The sequence below is a fragment of the Herbiconiux daphne genome (assembly GCF_024979295.1).
Lineage (GTDB): Bacteria > Actinomycetota > Actinomycetes > Actinomycetales > Microbacteriaceae > Herbiconiux > Herbiconiux daphnes.
Genome location: NZ_JANLCJ010000003.1, coordinates 166,244 through 189,414, shown reverse-complemented (window position 1 = coordinate 189,414; position 23,171 = coordinate 166,244). Strand labels below are relative to the sequence as shown.

Here is a 23,171-nt window from a genome sequence, read left to right as displayed (position 1 = left end):
GCGTTCTCCCCGCGATTCCCGGGAGCCTCCCGGGTAGGCCGTCGGCTGTCCGTCGGCTGACCGTCGGCAGGCTCCGACGGGGGTGGGCGCGGTGCGGGCGCGTGGCGGTGGGCGTCATGTTTCCCTGCGTTACGCGAGGGGATGCATCCGTCGGCCGCCCTCGGCAGGATGAAGGCCATGAACTCCCGGGCCCGCCTCAGCGTCGTCGTGGTGACGCACGCCCGGCCGCATGCCCCGGAGTACCACGCCTACTCGTCGGTGCTGGTCGAGCGCGCGGTGCGGGCGTCGGAGCGCGCGGGCTGGATCGTCGACGTCATCGCCGCTGAAGACGAGGGCCTCGACGCGTCGCTGCGCCGTACGGTATCCTCCGACGCCCTGCTCGTGCTCGGCGGCGAAGACATCGCCCCCGAGTTCTACGGCGCGGCGCGCGGCTACCGCGCCGAGGGGCGCCACGCCGAGCGCGCCGACGAGGCGCAGATCGCCCTCGTGCAGCGGGCAGTGCGCCGGGGCACGCCGGTGCTCGGGGTCTGCCGCGGCCACCAGATCATCAACGTGGCCCTCGGCGGCACCCTGCTGCAGGATCTCGGCGAGTCGTCGGCGCACCGCCGCGACGCCGTGCCGATCGAGCGGGTGATGGCGACCCACGACGTGGCCGTCGCCGCGGGGAGTTCGCTCGCGCTCACGCTCGGCGACGTGGTGTCGACGCAGAGCGCTCACCACCAGGCCGTCGACCGGCTCGGCGCGGGCCTGCGGGTCGCGGCCACGGCATCCGACGGTCTGATCGAGGCGATCGAGCACGTCGATGCCCCCGTGGTGGGCGTGCAGTGGCATCCCGAAGACGCCGGAGCGCCGGTCGGCCAGCTCGACGCCCTGCTCACGCGGCTCGTCCTGCAGGTGGCCGTCGCCGCCTGACCGCGTGCGCCGGCGAGCTGTTCGCACCGCTGAGCTGCGCGTCAGGCCGGCGCGCGTGTCGCCGCGGCGATCAGCCCGGTGAGCAGGTCTCGCGTGTGCTCGAGCGTCTCGAGCGGAACGGCCAGCCGCTCGGCGACGGCGGCGGGCACCGCGAGCGCCTTCGACCGCAGAGCGCGGCCGGATGCCGTGAGCACGATGTCGAGGCGGCGCTCGTCGCCGGCCGAGCGGGTGCGGGTGACGTAGCCGGCGGCCTCGAGCCGCTTGAGCAGCGGAGACAGGGTCGCCGGCTCGAGTTGCAGCGCGGTGCCGAGCTCACCGACCGACCGGGGGTCGTGCTCCCAGAGGGCGAGCATCACGAGGTACTGAGGATGCGTGAGGCCGAGCGGTTCGAGCACGGGCCGGTAGAGCGCGATGACGCTGCGCGAGGCGACCGCCAGGGCGAAGCAGACCTGGTTCTCGAGCGCGAGCGGGTTGGCCACGGTGTCGGTCATCTGTCCATCTTCCCAGGTCGGAGCACTCGCTGAGGGTGCGAATAGTTAGTACACTAATCGATGTGAGCAAATTCATCGACCGGTTGAATCGCCGACTACTGCCCTGGATCGGTCCGCCGCCGCTCGGCCCCTATGACGTCGAGGTGCCGACGCCGCCCGCCGCCCGGGTCTGCCCCCTGTGCGGCCGGCCGATGGACGAGCACGAGATCGACCGCTCGGGAGAGCGCACGCAGCTCTATTGCCCGACCGCGGATCGCGGACTATAAACCCGACGATTCGAATTCGGCTGTCAGAAACGCCGGTGAGTTGCTAATGTGATCAGCGTTGTTGCTGTTGCGCGTGTGACTGGTGTGAATCGGATGCCGCGGAGCTCGATCGTTCGGGGGAGTACATGCGGGTCACCGCGTCATCTGCACATCGCCTCAAGCGGCTGTTCGGCGCGGGTGCGCTGGCAGTCGTCGGCGTGCTCGCCGCCACTCTGCTCGTGACGTCGCCGGCGGCCGCCACCGACTACCCGTCGTGGGACGACGTGCAGGCCGCCAAGGCCAGTGAGGGCGCGAAGCAGAGCCAGATCGACGAGATCGAGGGCCTGATCGCGGGCATGCAGGCCGAGGTCGAGGCCGCGCAGGCGGTGGCCAACCAGGCCTGGGAGGCCGACCAGATCGCCCAGAACGCACTCGCGCAGGGCACGCGCAAGGCCGCTGAACTCGGCGCGCAGGCCGCCACGGCGGCGACGATCGCCGACCAGTCGAGCAAGCGCGCCGCGGGCCTCGCGGCCCAGTTCGCCCGCAGCGCCGGCAACGACCTGACCTCGCACCTGCTGGTGTCGGGCGGCGGCAGCGACGACCTGCTCTACCAGCTCGGCACGATGTCGAAGCTGAGCGAGACCAGCAAGGGCGTGTTCGACAAGGCGAAGCAGGACGAGAACACGGCGTCGTCGCTCAGCGATCAGGCGGCGGTGGCGCAGGCCGGTCTCGCCGCGCTGGCGGCGGCCGCGGATGCCTCGTTGCAGTCGGCTCTCGAGGCGCAGAAGACCGTGCAGGGCGCCTTGATGGAGCAGGAGAACCATCAGGCCGAGCTGACGGTGCAGCTCGCGGCCCTGAAAGACGACACGGTGAACACCGAGGCGCAGTACCGAGAGGGCCTCGTGCAGGCCGAAATCGAGCGTCAGGCGAGGGCCGAGCAGGAGGCCGCGGCAGCGCAGGCCGCCCGCGACGCCGCAGCGGCCGCAGCCGGCGACGGCGGCGGGTCGGGTTCCGGGGGTGGGGGCTCCGGTTCGGGTGGGGGAGCTGGGTCCGGCGGCGGTGGGAGCGGCGGCATCGTCGTGGCGCCGCCGGCCCAGTCGTACAGCGGTGAGGCCGTCGTGGCCTACGCCGAGCAGTTCGTGGGCGTGGTTCCCTACGGCTACGGCGCCGACCCCAACGACAGCTTCGGCTGCGACGGTCTCACGCAATACGTCTTCGGTCAGTTCGGCATCCAGCTGCCGCGTCTGGTGAGCCGCCAGGCCGCCATGGGCGTGCGCGTGTCGCCGCAAGACGCCCAGGCCGGCGACCTCGTCGTGTGGCCGGGAACGCACATCGGCATCTACGACGGCACTGGCGGCGTCATCCACTCGCCCGACTGGGGCCGCTACGTCACCCACAACCCCGGCCTCTGGGGCAGCTACTACTTCGTCCGCCTGGTCTGACCCGAACACGACCCCGCACCGCAACACCGGCGGATAAGCCACCCGCGCCGCAGAGGCGGCGGCGCGGCATGAACACGGTGCCCCCAGTAGGATTTGAACCTACGGCCTTCTGCTCCGGAGGCAGACGCTCTATCCCCTGAGCTATGGGGGCTCGGGGTGCGTCACCAAGGTTAGCAGGATGTCGGCCGGTGATCGGTCACGCCGGGCTCCGCGGCCGTGACAAGATCGAAGGCATGCAGCGTTCCGTCTTCGCCCACATCGACGCGACCGTCGATTTCGGCACGACCGTCGTCTTCTCGATCGCCGCCGCACCGGGCGCGACGTTCACGCGGGAGGTCATCGACTACCGCGTCGACGGAAAACCGATCGTGCCGGAGGACATCACCGACAACCACGGCACGCGGCTGCACCAGTTCCAGGTGCCGCCCGGCCGGTTCACGGCTCGTTACGAGGCCGTGGTCGACGGCGAGGCGCCCGCGGCGCCGGTCGAGCCGGTCGATCTCATCCGTTACCTGCGCCCGAGCCGCTACTGCGAGTCCGACACCCTGATGCCCACGGCGCTGGGGGAGTTCCGGGGCCTGTTCGACCGCGAGCTGCTCGAGGCGGTCAGCTCGTGGGTGGGCTCCGAGCTGAGCTACGTGCCCGGTTCGAGCGCCCCCACCGACGGCGCCGTGCAGACCCTGCTGCTGCGCAAGGGCGTCTGCCGCGACTACGCCCATCTCGTCATCGCCCTGCTGCGCGCGCTCGACGTGCCGGCGCGGCTGGTGTCGGTGTATGCGCCCGGTCTCTACCCGATGGATTTCCACGCCGTCGCCGAGGCGTTCGTCGAAGGCGCCTGGCACATCGTCGACGCGACCACCCTGGCCCCCCGCCAGTCGTTGCTGCGCATCGCGACGGGGCGGGATGCCGCCGACACCGCGTTCCTCACCAACCACGGCGGCAACCTCGTGCTCGACCACCTCGAGGTGTCGGCGGTCGCCGACGTGCTGCCGGCCGACGATCTCACCCAGCTCGTCGAGCTGCACTAGCGTCGAGCTCGGGCGCCCCGCCGCCGGAGCGCTCAGCCGCGCGCGATAGGATCGTTGGCCGTGACTCCCGAAGCCCTCTCCGCCGCTCTGTTCGCCATCGTGACCGACCGCCTCGCCACCGCCGGGGGCGTCGAGATCACCGAGGGCGACACCGCGCTCGAGCGCCCGCGCAACCGCGACCACGGCGACTGGGCCTCGAACATCGCCATGAGACTGGCCAAGCGGCTCGGCACGAACCCGCGCGCGTTCGCCGAGGAGCTCGTTCCCGCCATCCGGGCTCTCGACGGCGTGGCCTCGGTCGAGGTCGCAGGCCCGGGCTTCATCAACATCACCCTCGAGGCCGCCGCGGCCGCCGAGGTGGCGCGCACGATCGTCGAGAGCGGCGACGGCTACGGCCACAACGACGCCCTCGCCGGCCACACCATCAACATGGAGTTCGTCTCGGCCAATCCCACCGGCCCGCTGCACATCGGCCACACCCGGTGGGCGGCGCTCGGCGACTCGATCGCCCGCGTGCTCAAGGCATCCGGTGCCGCCGTCACCACCGAGTACTACATCAACGACGCCGGCAGCCAGATGGATGTCTTCGGCCTCTCGATCCTCGCCGCGGCCAAGGGCGAGCCGACGCCCGAGAAGGGCTACCCCGGCCCCTACATCCAGACCCTCGCGCAGCGGGTGCTCGAGCAGATCCCCGACCTGCTCGAGCGGCCCGACGCCGAGGCGATCGCGCTCGCCCGCGACCTGGCCTACGAGCTGCAGCTGGCCGAGATCAAGCAGTCGCTGGCGAACTTCCACGTGCACTTCGACGTGTTCTTCTCCGAGCGCACCCTGCACACACCGGATGCCGCCACCGGCCTCACCGCGATCGACGACGCCGAGGCACGGTTGCGCGCCCAGGGCCACGTCTACGAGGCCGACGACGCCGTGTGGGTGCGCACCACCGACTTCGGCGACGACAAAGACCGCGTGCTCACCCGGGGCAACGGCATCGTGACCTACTTCGCCGCGGATGCCGCCTACTACCTGTCGAAGAAGGACCGCGGGTTCCCCGAGAAGATCTATCTGCTCGGGGCCGACCACCACGGCTACGTGGGGCGCCTCAAGGCCCTCGCGGCCGCGGCGGGCGACGACCCCGACACCGGTCTCAGCGTGCTGATCGGGCAGCTGGTGAACCTCAACGGCGCCAAGCTCTCCAAGCGCGCCGGCAACATCATCGAGCTCGACGACCTGCTCGACTGGCTCGGCGCCGACGCGCTGCGCTACTGGCTCGCGCGCTACCCGGCCGATTCGCCGCTCTCGCTCGACGGCGAGAAGCTGCGCTCGCGCACCAACGACAATCCGGTGTTCTACGTGCAGTACGCCCATGCCCGCACCCGCTCGGTGGCCCGCAACGCCGCCGACGCCGGCGTCACGCGCGCCGATTTCGAGCCCGCACTGCTCGTGCACCCCACCGAGAACGCCCTCATCGGCGCGCTGCAGGAGTTCCCCCGCATCGTCGCCCACGCGGCCGAGCTGCGCGAGCCGCACCGCGTGGCCCGCTACCTCGAAGAGCTCGCCGGCTACTACCACCGCTGGTACGACGCCTGCCGGGTGCTGCCGTTCGGCGACGAGCCGATCACGGCCCTGCACGGCACGCGGCTGTGGCTGAACGACGCCACCGGCCAGGTGCTGCGCAACGGCCTCGACCTGATCGGCGTCTCGGCTCCCGACCGCATGTGACCCGCCGCCCGGCGGCGTTTGCGGGCAGGATGGGGTCATGACCACCGAGCATCACGTCAGCCCGCCCGCGCCGGTCGCGAAGAAACGGCCGTCGCGCGCCCTCTGGTGGGTGATCGGCATCGTGGTGGTGCTCGCCGTGCTCGTGGTGGTGGCCGACATCGCGGTGCGCGCCTACGCGCAGAACCGCGCCGAGGCCGAGATCGCCGACCAGCTGCCCGAGCAGGTGCAGGGCGACATCCAGGTGACGATCGGCGGGTTCTCGTTCCTCACCCAGCTGATCGCGGGCTCGTTCGACGAGGTGCAGCTCGACGCCCCCGCCCTCACGGTCGACGGGGTGCCGGTCGCCGCTCACGTCACGGCGAAGGGCGTTCCCACCGACCTCACGAAGCCGGTCGGCGACATCCAGGCCTCGCTCACCCTCGATCAGAACGCGGTGAACCGGGTCATCACGCTGCCGGGTGACGCGCAATTGGCGCTCGGCGACGACGTCGTGAGCTATGAGGGCGACATCACCTTCCTCGGCATCGACCTGGGCTACCGGGTGACCGGGCAGGTCGACGCCTCGGGAACCGAGGTCACGATCCAGCCCGAGTCGGCCACCCTCACGCAGGGCTCGAACGACCTGAACATCGATGTCGGCAGCCTGCTGCAGAACGTCACGAACGAGCCGATCACCGTCTGCGTGGCCGAATACCTGCCGCAGGGCGCTTCGATCGACTCGCTGCAGGTGTCGCAGGGCGAGGCGACCGTTTACCTCAGCGCCGACGACTTCGTGCTGAGCGAGGACAGCCTGCGCACCCTCGGCACCTGCCCGTAACACGACGGGCCGGGTGGCCCGCGAACGGTAGGATCCCTATTACCGCCGAGTGCTCACACCTCGGTGCGCGGCTTCAGGGACCAAGCCGGGTCCGCTCGCCCCTTGTGCCACTCGGTTCTCGCACGGCCGAGCCCGCTCCGCGGGTCTCGACGACACAGCAAAGGGATCGCCCATGACCTCCAGCCCGCTCGCTCCGGCGTGGCTCGGCCACCCGGCCGACGCCAACGTGCTGCCCGCGCCGATCTGGTCGCGCGGCGCCGTGCGTGAGGCCTCCGGCGAGATCGCGTTCGCCGGAGTGCCCGCCTCGGCCCTCGCGCGTGAGTTCGGCACGCCGCTCTACGTGGTCGATGAAGCGGATGCCCGCACGCGCGCCCGCGACATCCGCGACGCCTTCGCCGACGCCGCCGGACGCGCGGGAACCACCGCGAAGATCTATTACGCCGGCAAGGCGTTCCTCAGCATCGAGGTGGCGCGCTGGATGACCGAGGAGGGTCTCGCCGTCGACGCCTGCAGCGGCGGAGAGCTCGCGGTCGCCCTCGCCGCCGGCGTCGACCCGGACCGCATCGGGCTGCACGGCAACAACAAGTCGCTCGCCGAGATCGACCGCGCCGTCGCGGCCGGAGTCGGCGCGATCGTGATCGACAGCGCGATCGAGATCGAGCGGATCGCCGCGGCCGCCGCCCGGCACGGCCGCGTGCAGCCCGTGCGCGTTCGGGTGAACAGCGGTGTGCACGCGCACACCCACGACTTCCTGGCCACGGCGCACGAAGATCAGAAGTTCGGCGTGCGGCTCGATCAGGCCGAGGAGTTCGCGGCCGCCATCCGGTCGTATCCCGAGCTGCGGTTGCTCGGGCTGCACTGCCACATCGGCTCGCAGATCTTCGGATCCGACGGGTTCGCCGAGTCGGCCGCGCGGCTGCTCGAGGCGCACGCGCTGCTGCTCCGCGGCGGCGAGGTGCCCGAGCTCAACCTGGGCGGCGGCTTCGGCATCGCCTACACGGTCGCCGACGACCCGACGCCCGTGCCCGAGCTCGCGGAGTCGATCGTCGCGGCCGTGGCGGGGGAGTGCGCGCGCCTCGGCATCCCCGTGCCTACCCTCGCGTTCGAGCCCGGCCGGTCGATCATCGGCACCGCCGGAGCGACGCTCTACGAGGTCGGAACCATCAAAGACGTGCTCGTGAGCGTGCCGGGCGAGAGCGGCGAGGCCGTCGACCTGGTGCGCAAGTATGTCAGCGTCGACGGCGGCATGAGCGACAACGTGCGGCCCGCCCTCTACGGCGCCGACTACTCGGTGCGCATCGCGTCGAGAACCTCGGATGCCGACCCCGCGCTGGTGCGCATCGCCGGCAAGCACTGCGAGAGCGGCGACATCGTGGTCTACGCCGACTACCTGCCGGGCGACGTCGAGCCGGGCGACCTGGTGGCCGTGCCGGCCACGGGCGCCTACTGCTGGTCGCTCTCGAGCAACTACAACCACGTCGGCCGCCCCGCGGTCGTCGCCGTGCGCGACGGCCACGCGCGCGTGATCGTGCGGCGCGAGACCGAAGCCGACCTCCTCTCCCGCGACGCCGCCTACCCCGGAGCACAACCATGATCGAATACCGCAACCTCCGCATCGCCTTGCTCGGCGCGGGCTCGGTCGGCTCCCAGGTGGCCCGGCTGCTGCTCGAGCAGGGCGACGAGCTCGCCTCGCGGGTGGGCGCCGGCCTCGAGCTCATCGGCATCGCCGTGCGCGACGTCGACGCGCCCCGCGACGCCGATCTGCCGAAGCACCTGTTCACGACGGATGCCCGCACGCTCATCCAGTCGGCCGACGTGGTGATCGAGCTGATGGGCGGCATCGAGCCGGCCCGCGAGTACATCCTGCTCGCCATCAACTCCGGCGCCGACGTCGTCACGGGCAACAAGGCACTGCTCGCGACCCACGGGCCCGAGCTGTTCGACGCCGCCGAGCAGGTGGGCGCGCAGCTCTACTACGAGGCCGCGGCCGGCGGCGCCATCCCGATCATCCGGCCGCTGCGCGACAGCCTCGCCGGCGATCGCGTGCGGCGCGTGATGGGCATCGTCAACGGCACCACGAACTTCATCCTCGACCGCATGGACACCGAGGGCGACACCCTCGAGGCCGCGCTCGCCACCGCGACGGCGCTCGGCTACGCCGAGGCCGACCCGACGGCCGACATCGAGGGCTACGACGCCGCGCAGAAGGCCGCCATCCTCGCCAGTCTCGCCTTCCATACCGCCGTTCCGGTCGAGGCCGTGCACCGCGAGGGCATCACCGGCATCACGGCCGCGCAGGTCGAGGCCGCCCAGCGCACCGGCTACGTGGTGAAGCTGCTCGCGATCTGCGAGCGCCTCACCGATCCCGCCACCGGCGTGGAGGGGGTCGTGGTGCGCGTGCATCCGGCGCTGATCAGCCGGCTGCATCCGCTCGCCGCCGTGCACGGAGCGAAGAACGCCGTGTTCGTGCAGGCCGAGGCGGCGGGCGACCTGATGTTCTACGGCGCGGGCGCGGGCGGGCTCGAGACGGCGTCGGCCGTGCTCGGCGATCTGGTGTCGGCCGCCCGGCGGCACGTGGCCGGCGGCCCGGGCGTGGGGGAGTCGACGCACGCGAACCTGCCGGTGCTCTCGATCGGATCGGTCACCACGCGCTACCAGATCACCCTCACCGTCACCGACAAGCCGGGCGTGCTCGCCCAGGTGGCCGGTCTGTTCAGCGAGCACGGCGTCTCGGTCGAGGCCGTGCAGCAGACCGTCGCCTCGGCGGTGCCCGGCCTGACGGCGGGCGCCGCGCAGCACGGCGACGACCGGTCATCGATCGTTCAGCTCACCGCTACCCTTGTGATTGTCACGCACGAAGCCCCCGAAGCCGCCCTCGCGGCCACGGTGGCGGCTGTCTCGTCGAACGATGCCGTCGTTCGTGTCGAAGCAGTCCTACGAGTTGAAGGAGACACGCCCTAGTGGCCGACACCACCGATCGCATCCCCTCCCGCCAGTGGAGAGGCGTTCTGCGCGAATACGCCGACCGCCTCGACATCAGCGACGCCACCCCCGTGGTGACGCTCGGTGAGGGCGGCACGCCGCTCATCCCGGCCCCGGCGCTCTCCGCTCGCACCGGCGCGACGGTCTACGTCAAGTACGAGGGCATGAACCCCACCGGCTCGTTCAAAGACCGCGGCATGACGATGGCCATCTCGAAGGCCGTCGAGCACGGCGCCGAAGCCGTCATCTGCGCCTCGACCGGCAACACCTCCGCCTCGGCGGCCGCGTATGCGGCCCACGCGGGCATCACCGCGGCCGTGCTCGTGCCCGAGGGCAAGATCGCGCTCGGCAAGCTGAGCCAGGCGATCGCCCACAACGCGCAGCTGATCCAGGTGCAGGGCAACTTCGACGACTGCCTCGACCTCGCCCGCGACCTCTCGGCGAACTACCCCGTGCACCTCGTGAACTCGGTGAACCCCGACCGCATCGAGGGCCAGAAGACCGCCGCCTTCGAGGTGGTCGAGGTGCTGCAGGACGCCCCCGACTTCCACATCGTGCCGGTCGGCAACGCCGGCAACTACACCGCCTACACCCGCGGCTACACCGAGGAGCTCGAGCGCGGCGTCACCACCAAGCTGCCCCGCATGTTCGGCTTCCAGGCGGCCGGCAGCGCGCCGATCGTGCTCGGTCACCCCGTGACCAACCCCGAGACCATCGCGAGCGCCATCCGCATCGGCAACCCCGCCTCGTGGGAGCTCGCCCTCGCGGCGCGCGACGCGACCGACGGCTACTTCGGCGCCATCGACGACGACCACATCCTCGCGGCCTACCGCATCCTCTCGGCCGAGGTGGGCATCTTCGTCGAGCCGGCCTCGGCGATCAGCGTCGCCGGCCTGCTCGAGCGGGCCGAGGCGGGCGCGATCCCGGCCGGCTCGACCGTCGTGCTCACCGTCACCGGGCATGGCCTGAAAGACCCCCAGTGGGCGCTCCGCACCGCCGACGGCTCGGATGTCACACCCACCGTGGTTCCGGTCGACGCGGCCGAGATCGCCGGCGTGCTCGGCCTCTCGAAAGAAGCCTCGTGACCGTGGGCCCGGCGCTCTCCGGCCGCACGGTGACCGTGCGCGTTCCCGCGACCACGGCCAACCTCGGCCCCGGTTTCGACACCCTCGGTCTCGCGCTCGCCCTCTACGACGAGCTCACCGTGTCGGTGCGCGACGAGCCGGGCGCCTTCGTCGAGGTGCACGGCGTGGGCGAGGGCGAGGTGCCGACGGATGAGTCGAACCTCGTCGTGCGCGCCATCGCCCACACCTTCGCGGCCTACGACCAGCCGCTGCCGGGTCTCCACCTGGTGGCGAACAACGTGATCCCGCACGGACGCGGGCTCGGGTCATCCGGCGCCGCCATCGTGTCGGGCATCATGGCCGCGAAGGGGTTGCTCGAGGGCGTCGTCGAGATCGACTCGCTCGGCCTGCTCGCCCGGGCCACCGAGCTCGAGGGCCACCCCGACAACGTGGCGCCCGCGCTCTTCGGCGGGCTCACCATCGCCTGGGTCACCCCCGAGGGGCCGCAGTTCAAGAAACTGATCGTGCACCGCGGGGTGTCGCCGCTCGTGCTGGTGCCGCAGGAGACCATGTCGACGGCTCTCGCGCGCAGCCTGCAGCCCGAGTCGGTGCCGCATGCCGACGCCATCTTCAACGTGTCGCGGTCGACGCTGCTGATCGCGGCCCTCATCCAGAGCCCCGAGCTGCTGCTGGCGGCCACCGAGGACAAGCTGCACCAGAGCTACCGCGCGAGCGCCATGCCCGAGACCGACCGGCTCATCCAGGCCCTGCGGGCCGAGGGGTTCCCGGCCGTCGTGTCGGGCGCCGGCCCCAGCATCCTGGTGCTCTGCAGCGACCCCGGGCAACGGCTGGCGGCGGCCGAGCTGGTGGCCGCGAGCGCCGCGACACCCTGGCAGTCGCTCGTTCTGGCCGTGGACTTCAAAGGTGCTACAGTGGTGCTGCACCCGGACGAAGTCAAGTAGCCCTCAGTTGCTCTGAATCCCGTCCCGGCCGCATTTCTTCCAACTCATTCCTGCCGCGTGCAGACTCATCCGGCCGCGACCACCGCGTCGCTCCCCGTGTGCGTACCAGCCCGCAGGCAGTTCTCTGCCTGGCTTTTCGTAGCCGACAGGGGAAGGACACAATCTCCGTGACTGACGTCAACATCCAATCCGATCTCTCGACCTTGAAGGTCTCCGAGCTGCAGGCGATCGCCGCCGGGCTCGGCATGGCCGGTGCCTCGAAGCTCCGCAAGGGCGACCTGATCGAGGCCATCCGCCGCGTTCAGGAGGGCACCGCCGCTCCCGCCGAGGCGATCCCCGCCGACGCGATCCCTGCCGACCAGGCCCCGAACGACCAGGCCCCGACGCTCGACTTCGCGACGCCGACGGATGCCGCCGCCGAGGCCACTCCCGCGGCCGACGCCCCCGCTGCCGAAGCACCTGCCGCGCCCGCGGTCGACGGCCCCATCGTTCCCGACGAGCTGCTGCGTGCCGCTCCCGTCACCTCGTCGCAGCCCAAGGAGCCGATCGTCATCGATCTGCCCGAGGGCCCCGTGTCGCCCAAGCGCCGCGGCTCGCGTCGCGTGACCTCGGTCGACGGCGGCTACGCCATCGAGCGCTCGAACGGCCGCTCCGCCGGCCAGAGCACCGCCCGAGTCTCGGCCGGCTCGCACGTCAACAGCGCCGACGCCGAGCAGCTCATCCCCGCCGACGCTCCTGCCGTCGCCGGCGACATCACCTCCGGCACCGATGCCGCTGACGCCGCTGCACAGGGCGCTGTCGCCGCCGATGCCACCGCACACGGCGGCGCCGACCTCGACACCGCCGACACCCCCGACGTGCTCGAGCAGGGCGACGACGGCCAGGGCGAGCAGGGCGAGCCGACCTCGGGCCGCAGCGGCCGCAGCCGCAACCGCCGCAACCGCAACAACAACGGCCAGAACGCCGACGGCGGCCAGAACGCCACCCAGGGCGGTGCCGCCAACCAGGGCGACCGCAACCAGGGCGCACAGAACCAGAACGAGCGCGGTAACCAAGACCGCGGCCAGGGCGGCTCCGCTCAGGATCGCGGCCAGAACGACCGCAACCAGAACGACCGCAACCAGGGCGACCGCAACCAGGGCGACCGCAACCAGGGCGACCGCAACCAGAACGACCGCAACCAGGGCGAGCGGGGCAACCAGCCCGAGCGCGGCCAGGGCGGCGAGCGCGCCAGCCAGGCCAGCCAGGGCAACCGCGAAGCGGCCAAGCAGGCCGACCAGGCCGAGCAGAACCAGCGCGACGCCGACCGCAACGGTCCCGACGGCGACCGCAGCGAGCGGGGTGCGCGCAACCGCTACCGCGACCGCAAGCGCCGCGGCCAGACCGGTGGCGACGAGCTCGAGCCCGAGATCAGCGAAGACGACGTGCTCATCCCCGTCGCCGGCATCCTCGACATCCTCGACAACTACGCCTTCGTGCGCACGAGCGGCTACCTGCCCGGCAACAGCGACGTCTACGTCTCGCTCGGCCAGGTCAAGAAGTACAACCTGCGCAAGGGCGACGCCGTCGTCGGCTCGATCCGCCAGCCCCGCGAGGGCGACTCGAACGGCCGCCAGAAGTACAACGCGATCGTGCGCATCGAGTCGATCAACGGCCTGCCGGTCGAAGAGGCGCAGAACCGCGTCGAGTTCGGCAAGCTCACCCCGCTCTACCCGCAGGAGCGACTGCGCCTCGAGACCGAGCCCGGCAAGCTGACCCAGCGCATCATCGATCTGGTCGCGCCGATCGGCAAGGGCCAGCGCGGCCTCATCGTCGCGCCGCCCAAGGCCGGCAAGACCATCGTGCTGCAGCAGATCGCCAACGCGATCTCGACCAACAACCCCGAGGTGCACCTCATGGTCGTGCTGGTCGACGAGCGGCCCGAAGAGGTCACCGACATGCAGCGCACCGTCAAGGGCGAGGTCATCGCCTCGACCTTCGACCGCCCGGCCGAAGACCACACCACGGTCGCCGAGCTCGCCATCGAGCGCGCCAAGCGCCTGGTGGAACTCGGCCACGACGTGGTCGTGCTGCTCGACTCGATCACCCGCCTCGGCCGCGCCTACAACCTGGCGTCGCCGGCATCCGGTCGCATCCTCTCGGGCGGTGTCGACGCTTCGGCGCTCTACCCGCCGAAGCGCTTCTTCGGAGCCGCGCGCAACATCGAGAACGGCGGCTCGCTCACCATTCTCGCGACCGCTCTGGTCGAGACCGGCTCGAAGATGGACGAGGTGATCTTCGAGGAGTTCAAGGGCACCGGCAACTCCGAGCTCCGCCTCTCGCGTCAGCTCGCCGACAAGCGCATCTTCCCGGCCGTCGACGTCAACGCGTCGTCGACCCGTCGCGAAGAGCTGCTGATGGGCGCCGACGAGACCAAGATCACCTGGAAGCTGCGCCGCGCCCTCGCCGGCGTCGACCAGCAGCAGGCGCTCGAGATCGTTCTCGGCCGGCTGAAGGAGACCTCGTCGAACGTCGAGTTCCTGATGCAGGTGCAGAAGTCGATGCCGACGCCCGCACAGAACGGCCACAACGGTCACAAGGCCGACTGATGTTCGAATCCGTCGCTGCGCTGCTGGTCGAACACGACGACCTGCAGCAGCAGCTGTCCGATCCGGCGCTGCACAGTGATCCGGCGCGCTCGAAGCGGGTCAACCGGCGTTATGCCGAGTTGAGCCGCATCGTGGGCGCCTACGCCGCGTGGACGCAAGGCGTCGAAGACCTCGAAGCCGCCCGCGAGCTGGCGAAAGACGACGAGTCGTTCGCCGCGGAGGTTCCGGCGCTCGAGCAGAGCCTGGCCGAGGCCGAAGAGAAGCTGCGCCGGCTGCTGATTCCGCGCGACCCGGATGACGCCCGCGACGTGATCATGGAGATCAAGGCCGGAGAGGGCGGTGCCGAGAGCATGCTCTTCGCTGCCGACCTGTTGCGCATGTACCTGCACTACGCCGAGTCGAAGGGCTGGAAGACCGAGCTCCTCGAACGCACCGAGAGCGATCTGGGCGGCTACAAAGACGTGCAGATCGCCGTCAAGGGCAACTCCACCGACCCGGCGCAGGGTGTCTGGGCGCACCTGAAATACGAGGGCGGCGTGCACCGCGTGCAGCGCGTGCCCGCCACCGAGTCGCAGGGGCGCATCCACACCTCCGCCGCCGGTGTGCTCGTCTTTCCCGAGGTCGACGAGCCCGAAGAGGTCGAGATCAACCCCAACGACCTCAAGATCGACGTCTTCCGTTCGTCGGGTCCCGGCGGCCAGTCGGTGAACACCACCGACTCCGCGGTGCGCATCACGCACCTGCCCACGGGCATCGTGGTGTCGATGCAGAACGAGAAGAGCCAGCTGCAGAACCGCGAGGCCGGCATGCGCGTGCTGCGCGCCCGCATCCTCGCGAAGCAGCAGGAGGAGCTCGACGCCGAGGCATCCGCGGCTCGTAAGAGCCAGATCCGTACGGTCGACCGCTCCGAGCGCATCCGCACCTACAACTTCCCCGAGAACCGCATCGCCGATCACCGCACGGGCTACAAGGCCTACAACCTCGACCAGGTGATGGACGGCGCGCTCGAGCCGATCATCCAGTCGGCCATCACGGCCGACGAGGAGAGCCGGCTCGCCGCGGTGGGCACCGACTCGTGAGCCTGTCGGTGATCGATCAGCCGGTGACCGTGCGAGCGCTCTTCGACCGCTCGGTCGCCATCCTCGCCGCGGCCGGCATCCTCGACCCCCAGGTCGACGCCGAGCTGCTGATCGGTCACGTGCTGGGCGCCTCACGCGGCCGCGTGCAGTCGCTGACGGTGACGGATGCGCCGATCGGCGTCGACGAGGCCGTGTCGATCATCGAGGCGGTCGAGCGCCGCGCCGCACGCGAGCCGTTGCAGCACATCACGGGTGTGGCCTGGTTCCGCTCGCTCGAGCTCGCCGTCGGCCCGGGCGTGTTCGTGCCCCGGCCCGAGACCGAATTCGTCGCGGGCCTCGCGGTCGACGCGTTGCGCGCGGTCGTGCCGGCTCCGGATGCGCGCCCGCTCGCGATCGACCTCGGCACCGGCAGCGGCGCGATCGCCCTGTCGCTGGCGACGGAGGTGCCGCACGCCGACGTGGTGGCGGTCGAGAACTCCACCGCCGCGTTCGTGTGGGCCAAGCAGAACCTCCGTGCAACCGGCGCCGACAACGCCCGGCTGGTGTTCATCGATCTCGCCGACGCACTGCCCGAGCTCGACGGCTCGGTCGACGTGGTCGTGTCGAACCCGCCCTACATCCCCCTCGGCGCCATCCCGCGCGACCCCGAGGTGCGCCTGCACGACCCCGAGCACGCCCTCTACGGCGGCGTCGACGGCCTCGACGTGGTGCGCCAGGTCTCCTCGACCGCCCGGCGCCTGCTGCGCCCGGGCGGCAGCCTCGTGATCGAGCACGGCGACCTGCAGGGCGCCGACCTGCGCGCCTTGCTCGCCGCCGACGGCTGGCGCGCGGTCTCGACCCAGCGCGACCTCACCGGTCGCGATCGGGCGACCACCGCACTCCGCTGACCGATAGGCTTCTCACGCGGTGACCCGGCCGCTCGAGGAGGCACTCTTGGATCCGATCACCATCACCTTCGGCATCGTGGGCCTCATCGTCTTCATCCTCACCGCGGTGTCGATCCTGCGGAACCCCAACCACGGCGCCCTGGGCAAGTTCGTCTGGCTGCTGGTGGCGTTCTTCCTGTCGCTGCTCGGCTCGATCCTGTGGCTGATCTTCGGCCGAGGCCGCGTCAACCGATAGGCCGGGCTCCGGTCCCGCTATCATGGGGGACGAGATGGCTGCCACTTACGACTGCTCTGCGCCGACGGAGCTTCTCACCGGAATGCGGCTCGCGCGGGCAGCGCTCGGCAAGGGCGAACTCGTCGTGCTGCCGACCGACACCGTCTACGGCATCGCCGCAGACGCCTTCAACCCGCGTGCCGTGCAGCGACTGCTCGACGCCAAGGGGCGCACGCGCCAGTCGCCGCCGCCGGTGCTGATCCCGGGGCTGCCGGCGCTCGACGCCCTGGCCACCGACATCCCCGACTCCGTGCGGCGGCTGGTGGCCGAGTTCTGGCCCGGCGGGCTCACCATCATCCTGCGCGCCACCCCCTCGCTGGTGTGGGATCTCGGCGACACCGGCGGCACCGTGGCCCTGCGCATGCCCGACGACCCGATCGCCCTCGAACTGCTGGCCGAGACCGGCCCGCTCGCGGTGTCGAGCGCCAACCTCACCGGTCAGCCCGCGGCCGCTACGGCCTCTGCCGCGCGCGCCATGCTCGGCGACAGCGTCGAGGTCTACCTCGACGGGGGAGAGCGAGCGGATGCCGTCGCCTCCACCATCCTCGACGCCACCGCCGGTGACGGCCGTCTCGCCGTCGTGCGTCTCGGAGCCGTGTCGGCCGAGCGCATCCGGAGCGTCGTCGGCGACCTGCTGCAGACCGAGAACACCGCCTGACGCATGCGGTTCTATCTTCTCGTCGCACTCATCTCGGCCGTGGTCACCTTCGGCCTCACCTGGGTGATCTACAAGCTCAGTCACCGCTACCGGCTCTATCCCAAGATCCGTGCCCGCGACGTGCACACCCGCCCGACGCCCCGGCTCGGCGGCATCGCGATGTTCTTCGGCGTCGTGATCGCCATCACGGTGGCGTCGCAGATCAGCTGGTTCCGGCTCGTGTTCGCCGAGCCCGGCAAGGTCTGGGCCATCCTCGGCGCGGCGCTCATCATCGTGCTCATCGGCGTGGCCGACGACATCTGGGATCTCGACTGGCTCACGAAGCTGGCCGGTCAGATCATCGCCGCGGGCCTGCTCGCCTGGCAGGGCGTGCAGATCGTGTCGCTGCCCATCGGCGGGCTCACGATCGGTTCGAGCAACATGTCGCTCGTCATCACCATCCTGACGGTGGTGCTGGTGATGAACGCGATCAACTTCATCGACGGGCTCGACGGTCTGGTGGCCGGCGTCGCGCTGATCGCCAACGGCGTGTTCTTCATCTACAGCTACCTGCTGGTGCAAGACACCTCGCCCACCGACTACTTCAACCTCGCCTCCCTCATCACGGCGGTGCTCATCGGCGCCTGCGCCGGCTTCCTGCCGCTGAACTTCCATCCGGCGAAACTGTTCATGGGCGATGCCGGCGCGTTGCTGGTGGGCCTACTCATGGCCACCAGCGCGATCGCGGTGACCGGGCAGGTCGACCCCGCGCAGCTCGGCCGGTCGCAGCTGTTCCCCGCGTTCATCCCGATCCTGCTGCCGTTCGCGATTCTGATCATCCCGCTGCTCGACTTCGGTCTCGCCATCATCCGGCGGCTGCGGGCCGGCAAGAGCCCGTTCAGCGCCGACCGCAAGCACCTGCACCACCGGCTGCTCGACATGGGGCACACCCACCTCCAGGCGGTGCTGATCTTCTACGCCTGGACGGCCGTCATCTCGGTGGGCTGCCTGCTCTTCTTCGTGCTGCAGCCCTACTGGCTGGCGTTCGTGTTCCTCGGGGTGGGGCTCGTGGTCTGCACGGCCGTGACGCTGTCGCCGCTCAGCCGGGCCAAGCGCCGCGAGATCGAGGCGCAGTCAGCCGATGCGGGTACCCTCGAAGCGCAAGTGAAAGCCGGCGACGACCCGCTCGACGCGGCCGCCGACGAACCAAGGAGCCCCAGAACGTGACCGACCCAGTGATCCGCGGAAACTATCCGACGCCGTCGTCGAGCGCGGTCTTCTCGAAGATCTTGAAGTACGACGTCATCCTCGCGGCGGCGATCGCCGTGGTCGGGGGAGTCGTGGGCTTCGTCGTCGACGGCTGGACCGGCACGCTCAGCGCCCTCATCGGCACCGTCATGGTGCTGGTGTTCTCGGGCATCACGGTGGTCAGCATCATCGTGGCCAACCGCTACACGGCGTCGCCGCTCTACACGACGCTGTTCTTCGTGATCGTGCTGGGCTCCTGGATGGTGAAGTTCGTGCTGTTCATCGTCGTGGTCGTGCTGCTGCGGGGCCAGCCGTGGCTGAACGACCTCGTGCTCTTCCTCAGCATCGTCGCCGCGGTGCTCGGAGCCCTCGTCGTCGATGTGGTCGTCGTGGCACGCACCCGCATGCCGTACGCCTCCGATGTGCGCCTTCCCGGCGGGCAATGAGCCCCTCACGATTCGTCAGGATGCCCTAAGTATTGATAGGGTAATACCAGATCGTTCCGCTGTCCGACAGTGCCTTCGGCGCTCGGAGACAGCACACCCCCACCCGTTCGTCGTCGCGAGAACCGTGAAAAGTTCCACGCCCCGAAACAGGAGATAGCGCTGATAGCTAACGCTGTGAACCTGCTAGCCCCAATGGCAACTTCCGATGACGGGGGTTTCCACGGTCCGTCGATCGATGAGTTCTTCCCGGACGCCATTTTCTTCGCTGGCACGCCGTTCGAAATCAACCGAATCATCATCATCCGCTTCCTGGCGATGCTGGCCATCATCCTGATCTTCTGGATCGGAACGCGCCGCATGAAGGTGGTTCCCGGCCGCTTCCAGAGCATCGTCGAGATGGGCCTCGACTTCGCCCGGGTCAACATCGCCGAAGACCTGCTCGGCAAGAAAGACGGCCGGCGCTTCCTGCCGCTGATCACCACCATCTTCTTCGTGGTGCTGTTCGCGAACCTCACCGGAATCATCCCGTTCCTCAACATCTCGTCGAACGCCATCATCGGCATGCCGCTGGTGCTCGCGCTGGTCGCCTGGTTCGCGTTCATGTACGCGGGCATCAAGAAGCACCCGGGGGCGTTCTTCAAGAACGCGCTGTTCCCGCCCGGCGTGCCGAAGGCGCTCTACATCATCGTGACGCCGATCGAGTTGGTCTCGACCTTCGTGCTTCGGCCGATCACCCTGACGCTCCGACTCCTGATGAACATGCTGGTCGGCCACCTGCTGCTGGTGCTGTTCTTCTCGGCGACGCAGTTCTTCCTCTTCACGGCCACCCAGACGAGCATCTTCTACGGTCTGTTCGGCGTGGGAACGCTCGCCTTCGGCTTCGTCTTCACGCTCTTCGAGATCCTGGTGGCCGTGCTGCAGGCCTACGTCTTCGCACTTCTCACCACGGTCTACATCCAGCTCGCGCTGGCTGACGAACACTAAAACGGCGCCAGGCACCCGCCTGCTCCACCATCACGAAAGGGAACAACAATGGCAGACACCGCCATCCTCGCCGAGATCTCCGGTAGCATCGCCACCGTCGGTTACGGCCTCGCCGCAATCGGCCCGGCCATCGGCGTCGGCATCGTCGTCGGCAAGACCATCGAGGGCGTCGCCCGTCAGCCCGAGCTGGCCGGCCGTCTCCAGGTGCTGATGTACATCGGTATCGCGTTCACCGAGGCCCTCGCCTTCATCGGTATCGCAACCGGCTTCATCTTCGGCTTCTAGACCCTCTTTCACCCTAGGAAGGAGGCGTCATGCTCCAGACCATCCTGGTCGCAGCCACGGAGGGCGAAACGCCCGCCAACCCGCTGCTGCCTGAACCGTACGACATCATCTGGTCAGCGGTGTGCTTCGTGGTCATCCTGTTCTTCTTCTGGCGGCTCGTGCTGCCTCGCATGAAGAAGCTCCTCGACGAGCGTTCCGCCGCCATCGAGGGCAACATGGAGAAGGCCGACGAAGCGCAGCGCGAGGCAGAAGCAGCTCTCGAGCAGTACACCGCTCAGCTGGCCGAGGCACGCGCCGAGGCCGGCAAGATCCGTGAGCAGGCGCGTCTCGACGCCCAGCGCATCGGATCGGAGCTCACCGCCCAGGCACAGGCCGACGCCGAGCGCGTCAAGGCCAACGCCCAGGTCGCGATCGAAGCCGACCGTCAGGCCGCCCTCGTGTCGTTGCGCTCCGAAGTCGGCAGCCTCGCCATCGATCTCGCATCGAACGTCATCGGGGAGTCGCTCACCGACGACCAGAAGGCCACGGCGCTCGTCGACCGGTTCCTCGCCGACCTCGAAGCATCCGACACGTCGGGAAAGAAGTAACACATGGGTAGCGCGACCAGAGTTGCCCTTGGAGAAGCCAAGGCTCGTTTGGCGAGCCTTGGCTCCAAGGTCGATCTGGCCACGGGAGAAGAGCTCTTCGCCGCGGGCCGGATCATCGGTGATTCGTCACACCTGCTCGGAGCCCTCTCCGACCCCGGGGTCGACGGCCCCATCAAGGCGGCGCTCGTGAAGCAGCTCTTCGGCCCGGGCTACGGCCCGAACACCGTCGACCTGCTCTCGGACATCGCCTCGAGCCGGTGGTCGAGCCACAGCGACCTGCTCGCCGGAATCGAAGAGATCGGCATCCGTGCGATCGCCCTCTCGGCACCCGCCGAGGCGGCCATCGACGCCGAGCTGTTCGAGTTCGGCCGTGCCGTGACGAGCGATTCGAAGCTCGAGCTCGCGCTCGGGTCGAAGCTCGGCTCCACCGACCAGAAGCGTGCGCTCGTCGAACGCCTGCTGGGCGGTCGCGCCTCGGTGCAGACGGCGGCCATCGCCCGTCAGCTGGTCACTCAGCCGCGCGGGCGCCGCATCGGCGAGCTGATCCGTTATGCGTCGACCATCGTGGCCGACCAGGCCGGTTCGGCGGTCGCGACCGTCACGGCGGCCAGGCCCCTCGACTCCGCGCAGCTCGACCGACTGCAGAGCCTGCTCTCCACGCAGTACGGCCGCGCGGTGCAGGTCAACCAGATCATCGACCCGTCGGTGATCGGGGGAGTGCGCATCCAGATCGGCGACGACGTCATCGACGGCAGCGTCGCCTCGCGCATCAACGAATTGAGACTTCAGCTCGCTGGCTAATCGGCGGGCACCGGAACACACTGGGGTCAGGCCCCATCAGAAAAGGGAAAACGATGGCTGAACTTACGATCCGCCCCGACGAGATCCGCGACGCGCTCAAGGACTTCGTCGCGGCCTACGAGCCCGGCAAGGCCGCGACCACCGAGGTGGGCTACGTGATCGACGCCGCAGACGGCATCGCCCACGTCGAAGGCCTCCCGGGCGTCATGGCGAACGAGCTGATCCGTTTCTCGGACGGCACGCTCGGCCTCGCCCAGAACCTCGACGAAGACGAGATCGGCGTCGTGGTGCTCGGTGAGTTCACCGGCATCGAAGAGGGCCAGGAAGTCACCCGCACCGGCGAGGTGCTCTCGGTGCCCGTCGGCGACGGCTACCTCGGCCGCGTCGTCGACCCGCTCGGCAACCCCATCGACGGCCTCGGCGAGGTCGCCACGGAGGGTCGCCGCGAGCTCGAGCTGCAGGCTCCGGGCGTCATGCAGCGCAAGTCGGTGCACGAGCCCCTGCAGACCGGCATCAAGGCGATCGACGCCATGATCCCGGTCGGCCGTGGCCAGCGCCAGCTCATCATCGGCGACCGCCAGACCGGCAAGACGGCCATCGCGATCGACACGATCATCAACCAGAAGGCCAACTGGGAGTCGGGCGACGTCAACAAGCAGGTGCGTTGCATCTACGTGGCGATCGGACAGAAGGGCTCGACCATCGCCTCGGTGAAGGGCGCGCTCGAAGACGCCGGAGCGATGGAGTACACCACCATCGTCGCGTCGCCGGCATCCGACCCGGCCGGCTTCAAATACCTGGCTCCCTACACCGGCTCGGCCATCGGCCAGCACTGGATGTACGGCGGCAAGCACGTTCTGATCATCTTCGACGACCTGTCGAAGCAGGCCGAGGCCTACCGCGCCGTGTCGCTGCTGCTGCGTCGTCCCCCGGGACGCGAGGCCTACCCCGGCGACGTGTTCTACCTGCACTCCCGTCTGCTCGAGCGTTGCGCGAAGCTGTCCGACGAGCTGGGCGCGGGTTCGATGACCGGCCTGCCGATCATCGAGACCAAGGCGAACGACGTCTCGGCCTACATCCCGACCAACGTGATCTCGATCACCGACGGCCAGATCTTCCTGCAGTCCGACCTCTTCAACGCCAACCAGCGCCCGGCGGTCGACGTGGGAATCTCGGTCTCGCGAGTCGGCGGTGACGCCCAGGTGAAGTCGATCAAGAAGGTCTCCGGCACGCTCAAGCTCGAACTGGCGCAGTACCGCTCGCTCGAGGCGTTCGCGATGTTCGCGTCCGACCTCGACGCGGCATCCCGTCGTCAGCTCGCCCGCGGCGCGCGCCTCACCGAACTGCTCAAGCAGCCTCAGTACTCGCCCTTCCCGGTCGAGAACCAGGTGGTCTCGATCTGGGCCGGCACCAACGGCAAGCTCGACGAGGTTCCGGTCGAAGACATCCTGCGCTTCGAGGCCGAGTTCCACGACTTCCTGGGCCGCAACACGACGGTGCTCACCGAACTGCGCGACACCAACTTGCTGAGCGACGGCATCGTCGAGGCGCTCGAGAAGGCGGTCGACGACTTCAAGCTCGAGTTCCAGACCGGTGAGGGCAAGCCCCTCGCCTCGGTCGGCCGCGAGGAGTTCGCTCCCACCGCCCCCGAAGACGTCAACCAGGAGAAGATCGTGAAAGGGCGCCGCTAAAC

The 23,171-nt window shown here is 69.6% G+C and carries 23 protein-coding genes and 1 tRNA gene; 22 read left to right on the top strand and 2 right to left on the bottom strand.

Going from position 1 to position 23,171, the window contains the following annotated elements:
• The first annotated feature begins 177 nt into the window (after nt 1-177).
• Nucleotides 178-912, top strand: coding sequence for a gamma-glutamyl-gamma-aminobutyrate hydrolase family protein (locus N1032_RS09630; RefSeq protein ID WP_259538844.1), 735 nt, complete (start codon nt 178-180; stop codon nt 910-912).
• A gap of 41 nt (nt 913-953) precedes the next feature.
• Here N1032_RS09630 and N1032_RS09625 read toward each other — a convergent pair whose 3' ends face one another.
• Nucleotides 954-1,403 carry a MarR family winged helix-turn-helix transcriptional regulator gene (locus N1032_RS09625; RefSeq protein ID WP_259538843.1) on the bottom strand — a complete coding sequence of 150 codons (450 nt, stop codon included), beginning with the start codon at nt 1,401-1,403 and terminating at the stop codon, nt 954-956.
• 62 nt (nt 1,404-1,465) lie between these two features.
• Here N1032_RS09625 and N1032_RS09620 point away from each other — a divergent pair, with 62 nt between their 5' ends.
• A complete protein-coding gene (locus tag N1032_RS09620) occupies nt 1,466-1,669 on the top strand; it encodes a hypothetical protein (RefSeq protein WP_259538842.1) in 204 nt (67 codons plus the stop codon).
• Between the two features lie 125 nt (nt 1,670-1,794).
• Nucleotides 1,795-3,090 carry a C40 family peptidase gene (locus tag N1032_RS09615; protein WP_259538841.1) on the top strand — a complete coding sequence of 432 codons (1,296 nt, stop codon included), beginning with the start codon at nt 1,795-1,797 and terminating at the stop codon, nt 3,088-3,090.
• Nucleotides 3,091-3,168: 78 nt separating this feature from the next.
• Here the strand turns inward: N1032_RS09615 and N1032_RS09610 are convergent.
• Nucleotides 3,169-3,241 (bottom strand) — tRNA-Arg (locus tag N1032_RS09610).
• Between the two features lie 82 nt (nt 3,242-3,323).
• Between N1032_RS09610 and N1032_RS09605 the strand changes: the two genes are divergently transcribed.
• From N1032_RS09605 to atpA, 19 genes are all read left to right on the top strand, one after another.
• The gene (locus N1032_RS09605; protein WP_259539175.1) at nt 3,324-4,118 is read left to right on the top strand and encodes a transglutaminase-like domain-containing protein; all 795 of its coding nucleotides are present in this window, start codon (nt 3,324-3,326) and stop codon (nt 4,116-4,118) included.
• Between the two features lie 60 nt (nt 4,119-4,178).
• Complete coding sequence (gene argS / locus N1032_RS09600; protein WP_259538840.1) at nt 4,179-5,837, top strand: arginine--tRNA ligase; 1,659 nt, start codon at nt 4,179-4,181, stop codon at nt 5,835-5,837.
• Nucleotides 5,838-5,874: 37 nt separating this feature from the next.
• The gene (locus N1032_RS09595) at nt 5,875-6,654 is read left to right on the top strand and encodes an LmeA family phospholipid-binding protein (protein WP_259538838.1); all 780 of its coding nucleotides are present in this window, start codon (nt 5,875-5,877) and stop codon (nt 6,652-6,654) included.
• Nucleotides 6,655-6,826: 172 nt separating this feature from the next.
• Complete coding sequence (gene lysA, locus N1032_RS09590) at nt 6,827-8,248, top strand: diaminopimelate decarboxylase (RefSeq protein WP_259538837.1); 1,422 nt, start codon at nt 6,827-6,829, stop codon at nt 8,246-8,248.
• A complete protein-coding gene (locus N1032_RS09585; RefSeq protein WP_259538836.1) occupies nt 8,245-9,615 on the top strand; it encodes a homoserine dehydrogenase in 1,371 nt (456 codons plus the stop codon). The genes lysA and N1032_RS09585 overlap by 4 nt, the downstream gene beginning before the upstream one ends.
• Entirely contained in the window at nt 9,615-10,721 is a 1,107-nt protein-coding gene (gene thrC, locus N1032_RS09580; RefSeq protein ID WP_259538835.1) for a threonine synthase, read from the top strand. The genes N1032_RS09585 and thrC overlap by 1 nt, the downstream gene beginning before the upstream one ends.
• Entirely contained in the window at nt 10,718-11,662 is a 945-nt protein-coding gene (gene thrB, locus N1032_RS09575; protein ID WP_407933020.1) for a homoserine kinase, read from the top strand. Before thrC ends, thrB begins: the two co-directional genes overlap by 4 nt.
• 167 nt (nt 11,663-11,829) lie before the next feature.
• The gene (gene rho, locus N1032_RS09570; RefSeq protein WP_259538833.1) at nt 11,830-14,250 is read left to right on the top strand and encodes a transcription termination factor Rho; all 2,421 of its coding nucleotides are present in this window, start codon (nt 11,830-11,832) and stop codon (nt 14,248-14,250) included.
• Entirely contained in the window at nt 14,250-15,329 is a 1,080-nt protein-coding gene (gene prfA, locus N1032_RS09565; protein ID WP_259538832.1) for a peptide chain release factor 1, read from the top strand. Before rho ends, prfA begins: the two co-directional genes overlap by 1 nt.
• A gap of 2 nt (nt 15,330-15,331) precedes the next feature.
• Nucleotides 15,332-16,216 (top strand): peptide chain release factor N(5)-glutamine methyltransferase, encoded by an 885-nt coding sequence (gene prmC / locus N1032_RS09560; protein ID WP_259539173.1) that lies wholly within the window; start codon nt 15,332-15,334, stop codon nt 16,214-16,216.
• Between the two features lie 46 nt (nt 16,217-16,262).
• Nucleotides 16,263-16,451: a PLDc N-terminal domain-containing protein gene (locus N1032_RS09555; RefSeq protein ID WP_259538831.1), complete on the top strand. Its 189-nt coding sequence runs from the start codon at nt 16,263-16,265 to the stop codon at nt 16,449-16,451.
• A gap of 34 nt (nt 16,452-16,485) precedes the next feature.
• Complete coding sequence (locus N1032_RS09550) at nt 16,486-17,148, top strand: L-threonylcarbamoyladenylate synthase (protein ID WP_259538830.1); 663 nt, start codon at nt 16,486-16,488, stop codon at nt 17,146-17,148.
• Between the two features lie 3 nt (nt 17,149-17,151).
• On the top strand, nt 17,152-18,354 hold the full coding sequence (locus N1032_RS09545) for an MraY family glycosyltransferase (RefSeq protein WP_259538829.1): 1,203 nt from the start codon (nt 17,152-17,154) through the stop codon (nt 18,352-18,354).
• A complete protein-coding gene (locus N1032_RS09540; protein WP_259538828.1) occupies nt 18,351-18,821 on the top strand; it encodes a hypothetical protein in 471 nt (156 codons plus the stop codon). Before N1032_RS09545 ends, N1032_RS09540 begins: the two co-directional genes overlap by 4 nt.
• A 192-nt stretch (nt 18,822-19,013) precedes the next feature.
• Nucleotides 19,014-19,805, top strand: coding sequence for a F0F1 ATP synthase subunit A (gene atpB / locus N1032_RS09535; protein ID WP_259538827.1), 792 nt, complete (start codon nt 19,014-19,016; stop codon nt 19,803-19,805).
• A gap of 48 nt (nt 19,806-19,853) precedes the next feature.
• Nucleotides 19,854-20,090: an ATP synthase F0 subunit C gene (atpE, locus tag N1032_RS09530; protein ID WP_137836859.1), complete on the top strand. Its 237-nt coding sequence runs from the start codon at nt 19,854-19,856 to the stop codon at nt 20,088-20,090.
• A gap of 29 nt (nt 20,091-20,119) precedes the next feature.
• Nucleotides 20,120-20,677 carry a F0F1 ATP synthase subunit B gene (locus N1032_RS09525; protein WP_259538826.1) on the top strand — a complete coding sequence of 186 codons (558 nt, stop codon included), beginning with the start codon at nt 20,120-20,122 and terminating at the stop codon, nt 20,675-20,677.
• 3 nt (nt 20,678-20,680) lie between these two features.
• The gene (locus N1032_RS09520; protein WP_259538825.1) at nt 20,681-21,478 is read left to right on the top strand and encodes a F0F1 ATP synthase subunit delta; all 798 of its coding nucleotides are present in this window, start codon (nt 20,681-20,683) and stop codon (nt 21,476-21,478) included.
• A gap of 53 nt (nt 21,479-21,531) precedes the next feature.
• The gene (atpA, locus tag N1032_RS09515; RefSeq protein WP_259538824.1) at nt 21,532-23,169 is read left to right on the top strand and encodes a F0F1 ATP synthase subunit alpha; all 1,638 of its coding nucleotides are present in this window, start codon (nt 21,532-21,534) and stop codon (nt 23,167-23,169) included.
• Nucleotides 23,170-23,171: the final 2 nt, after the last annotated feature.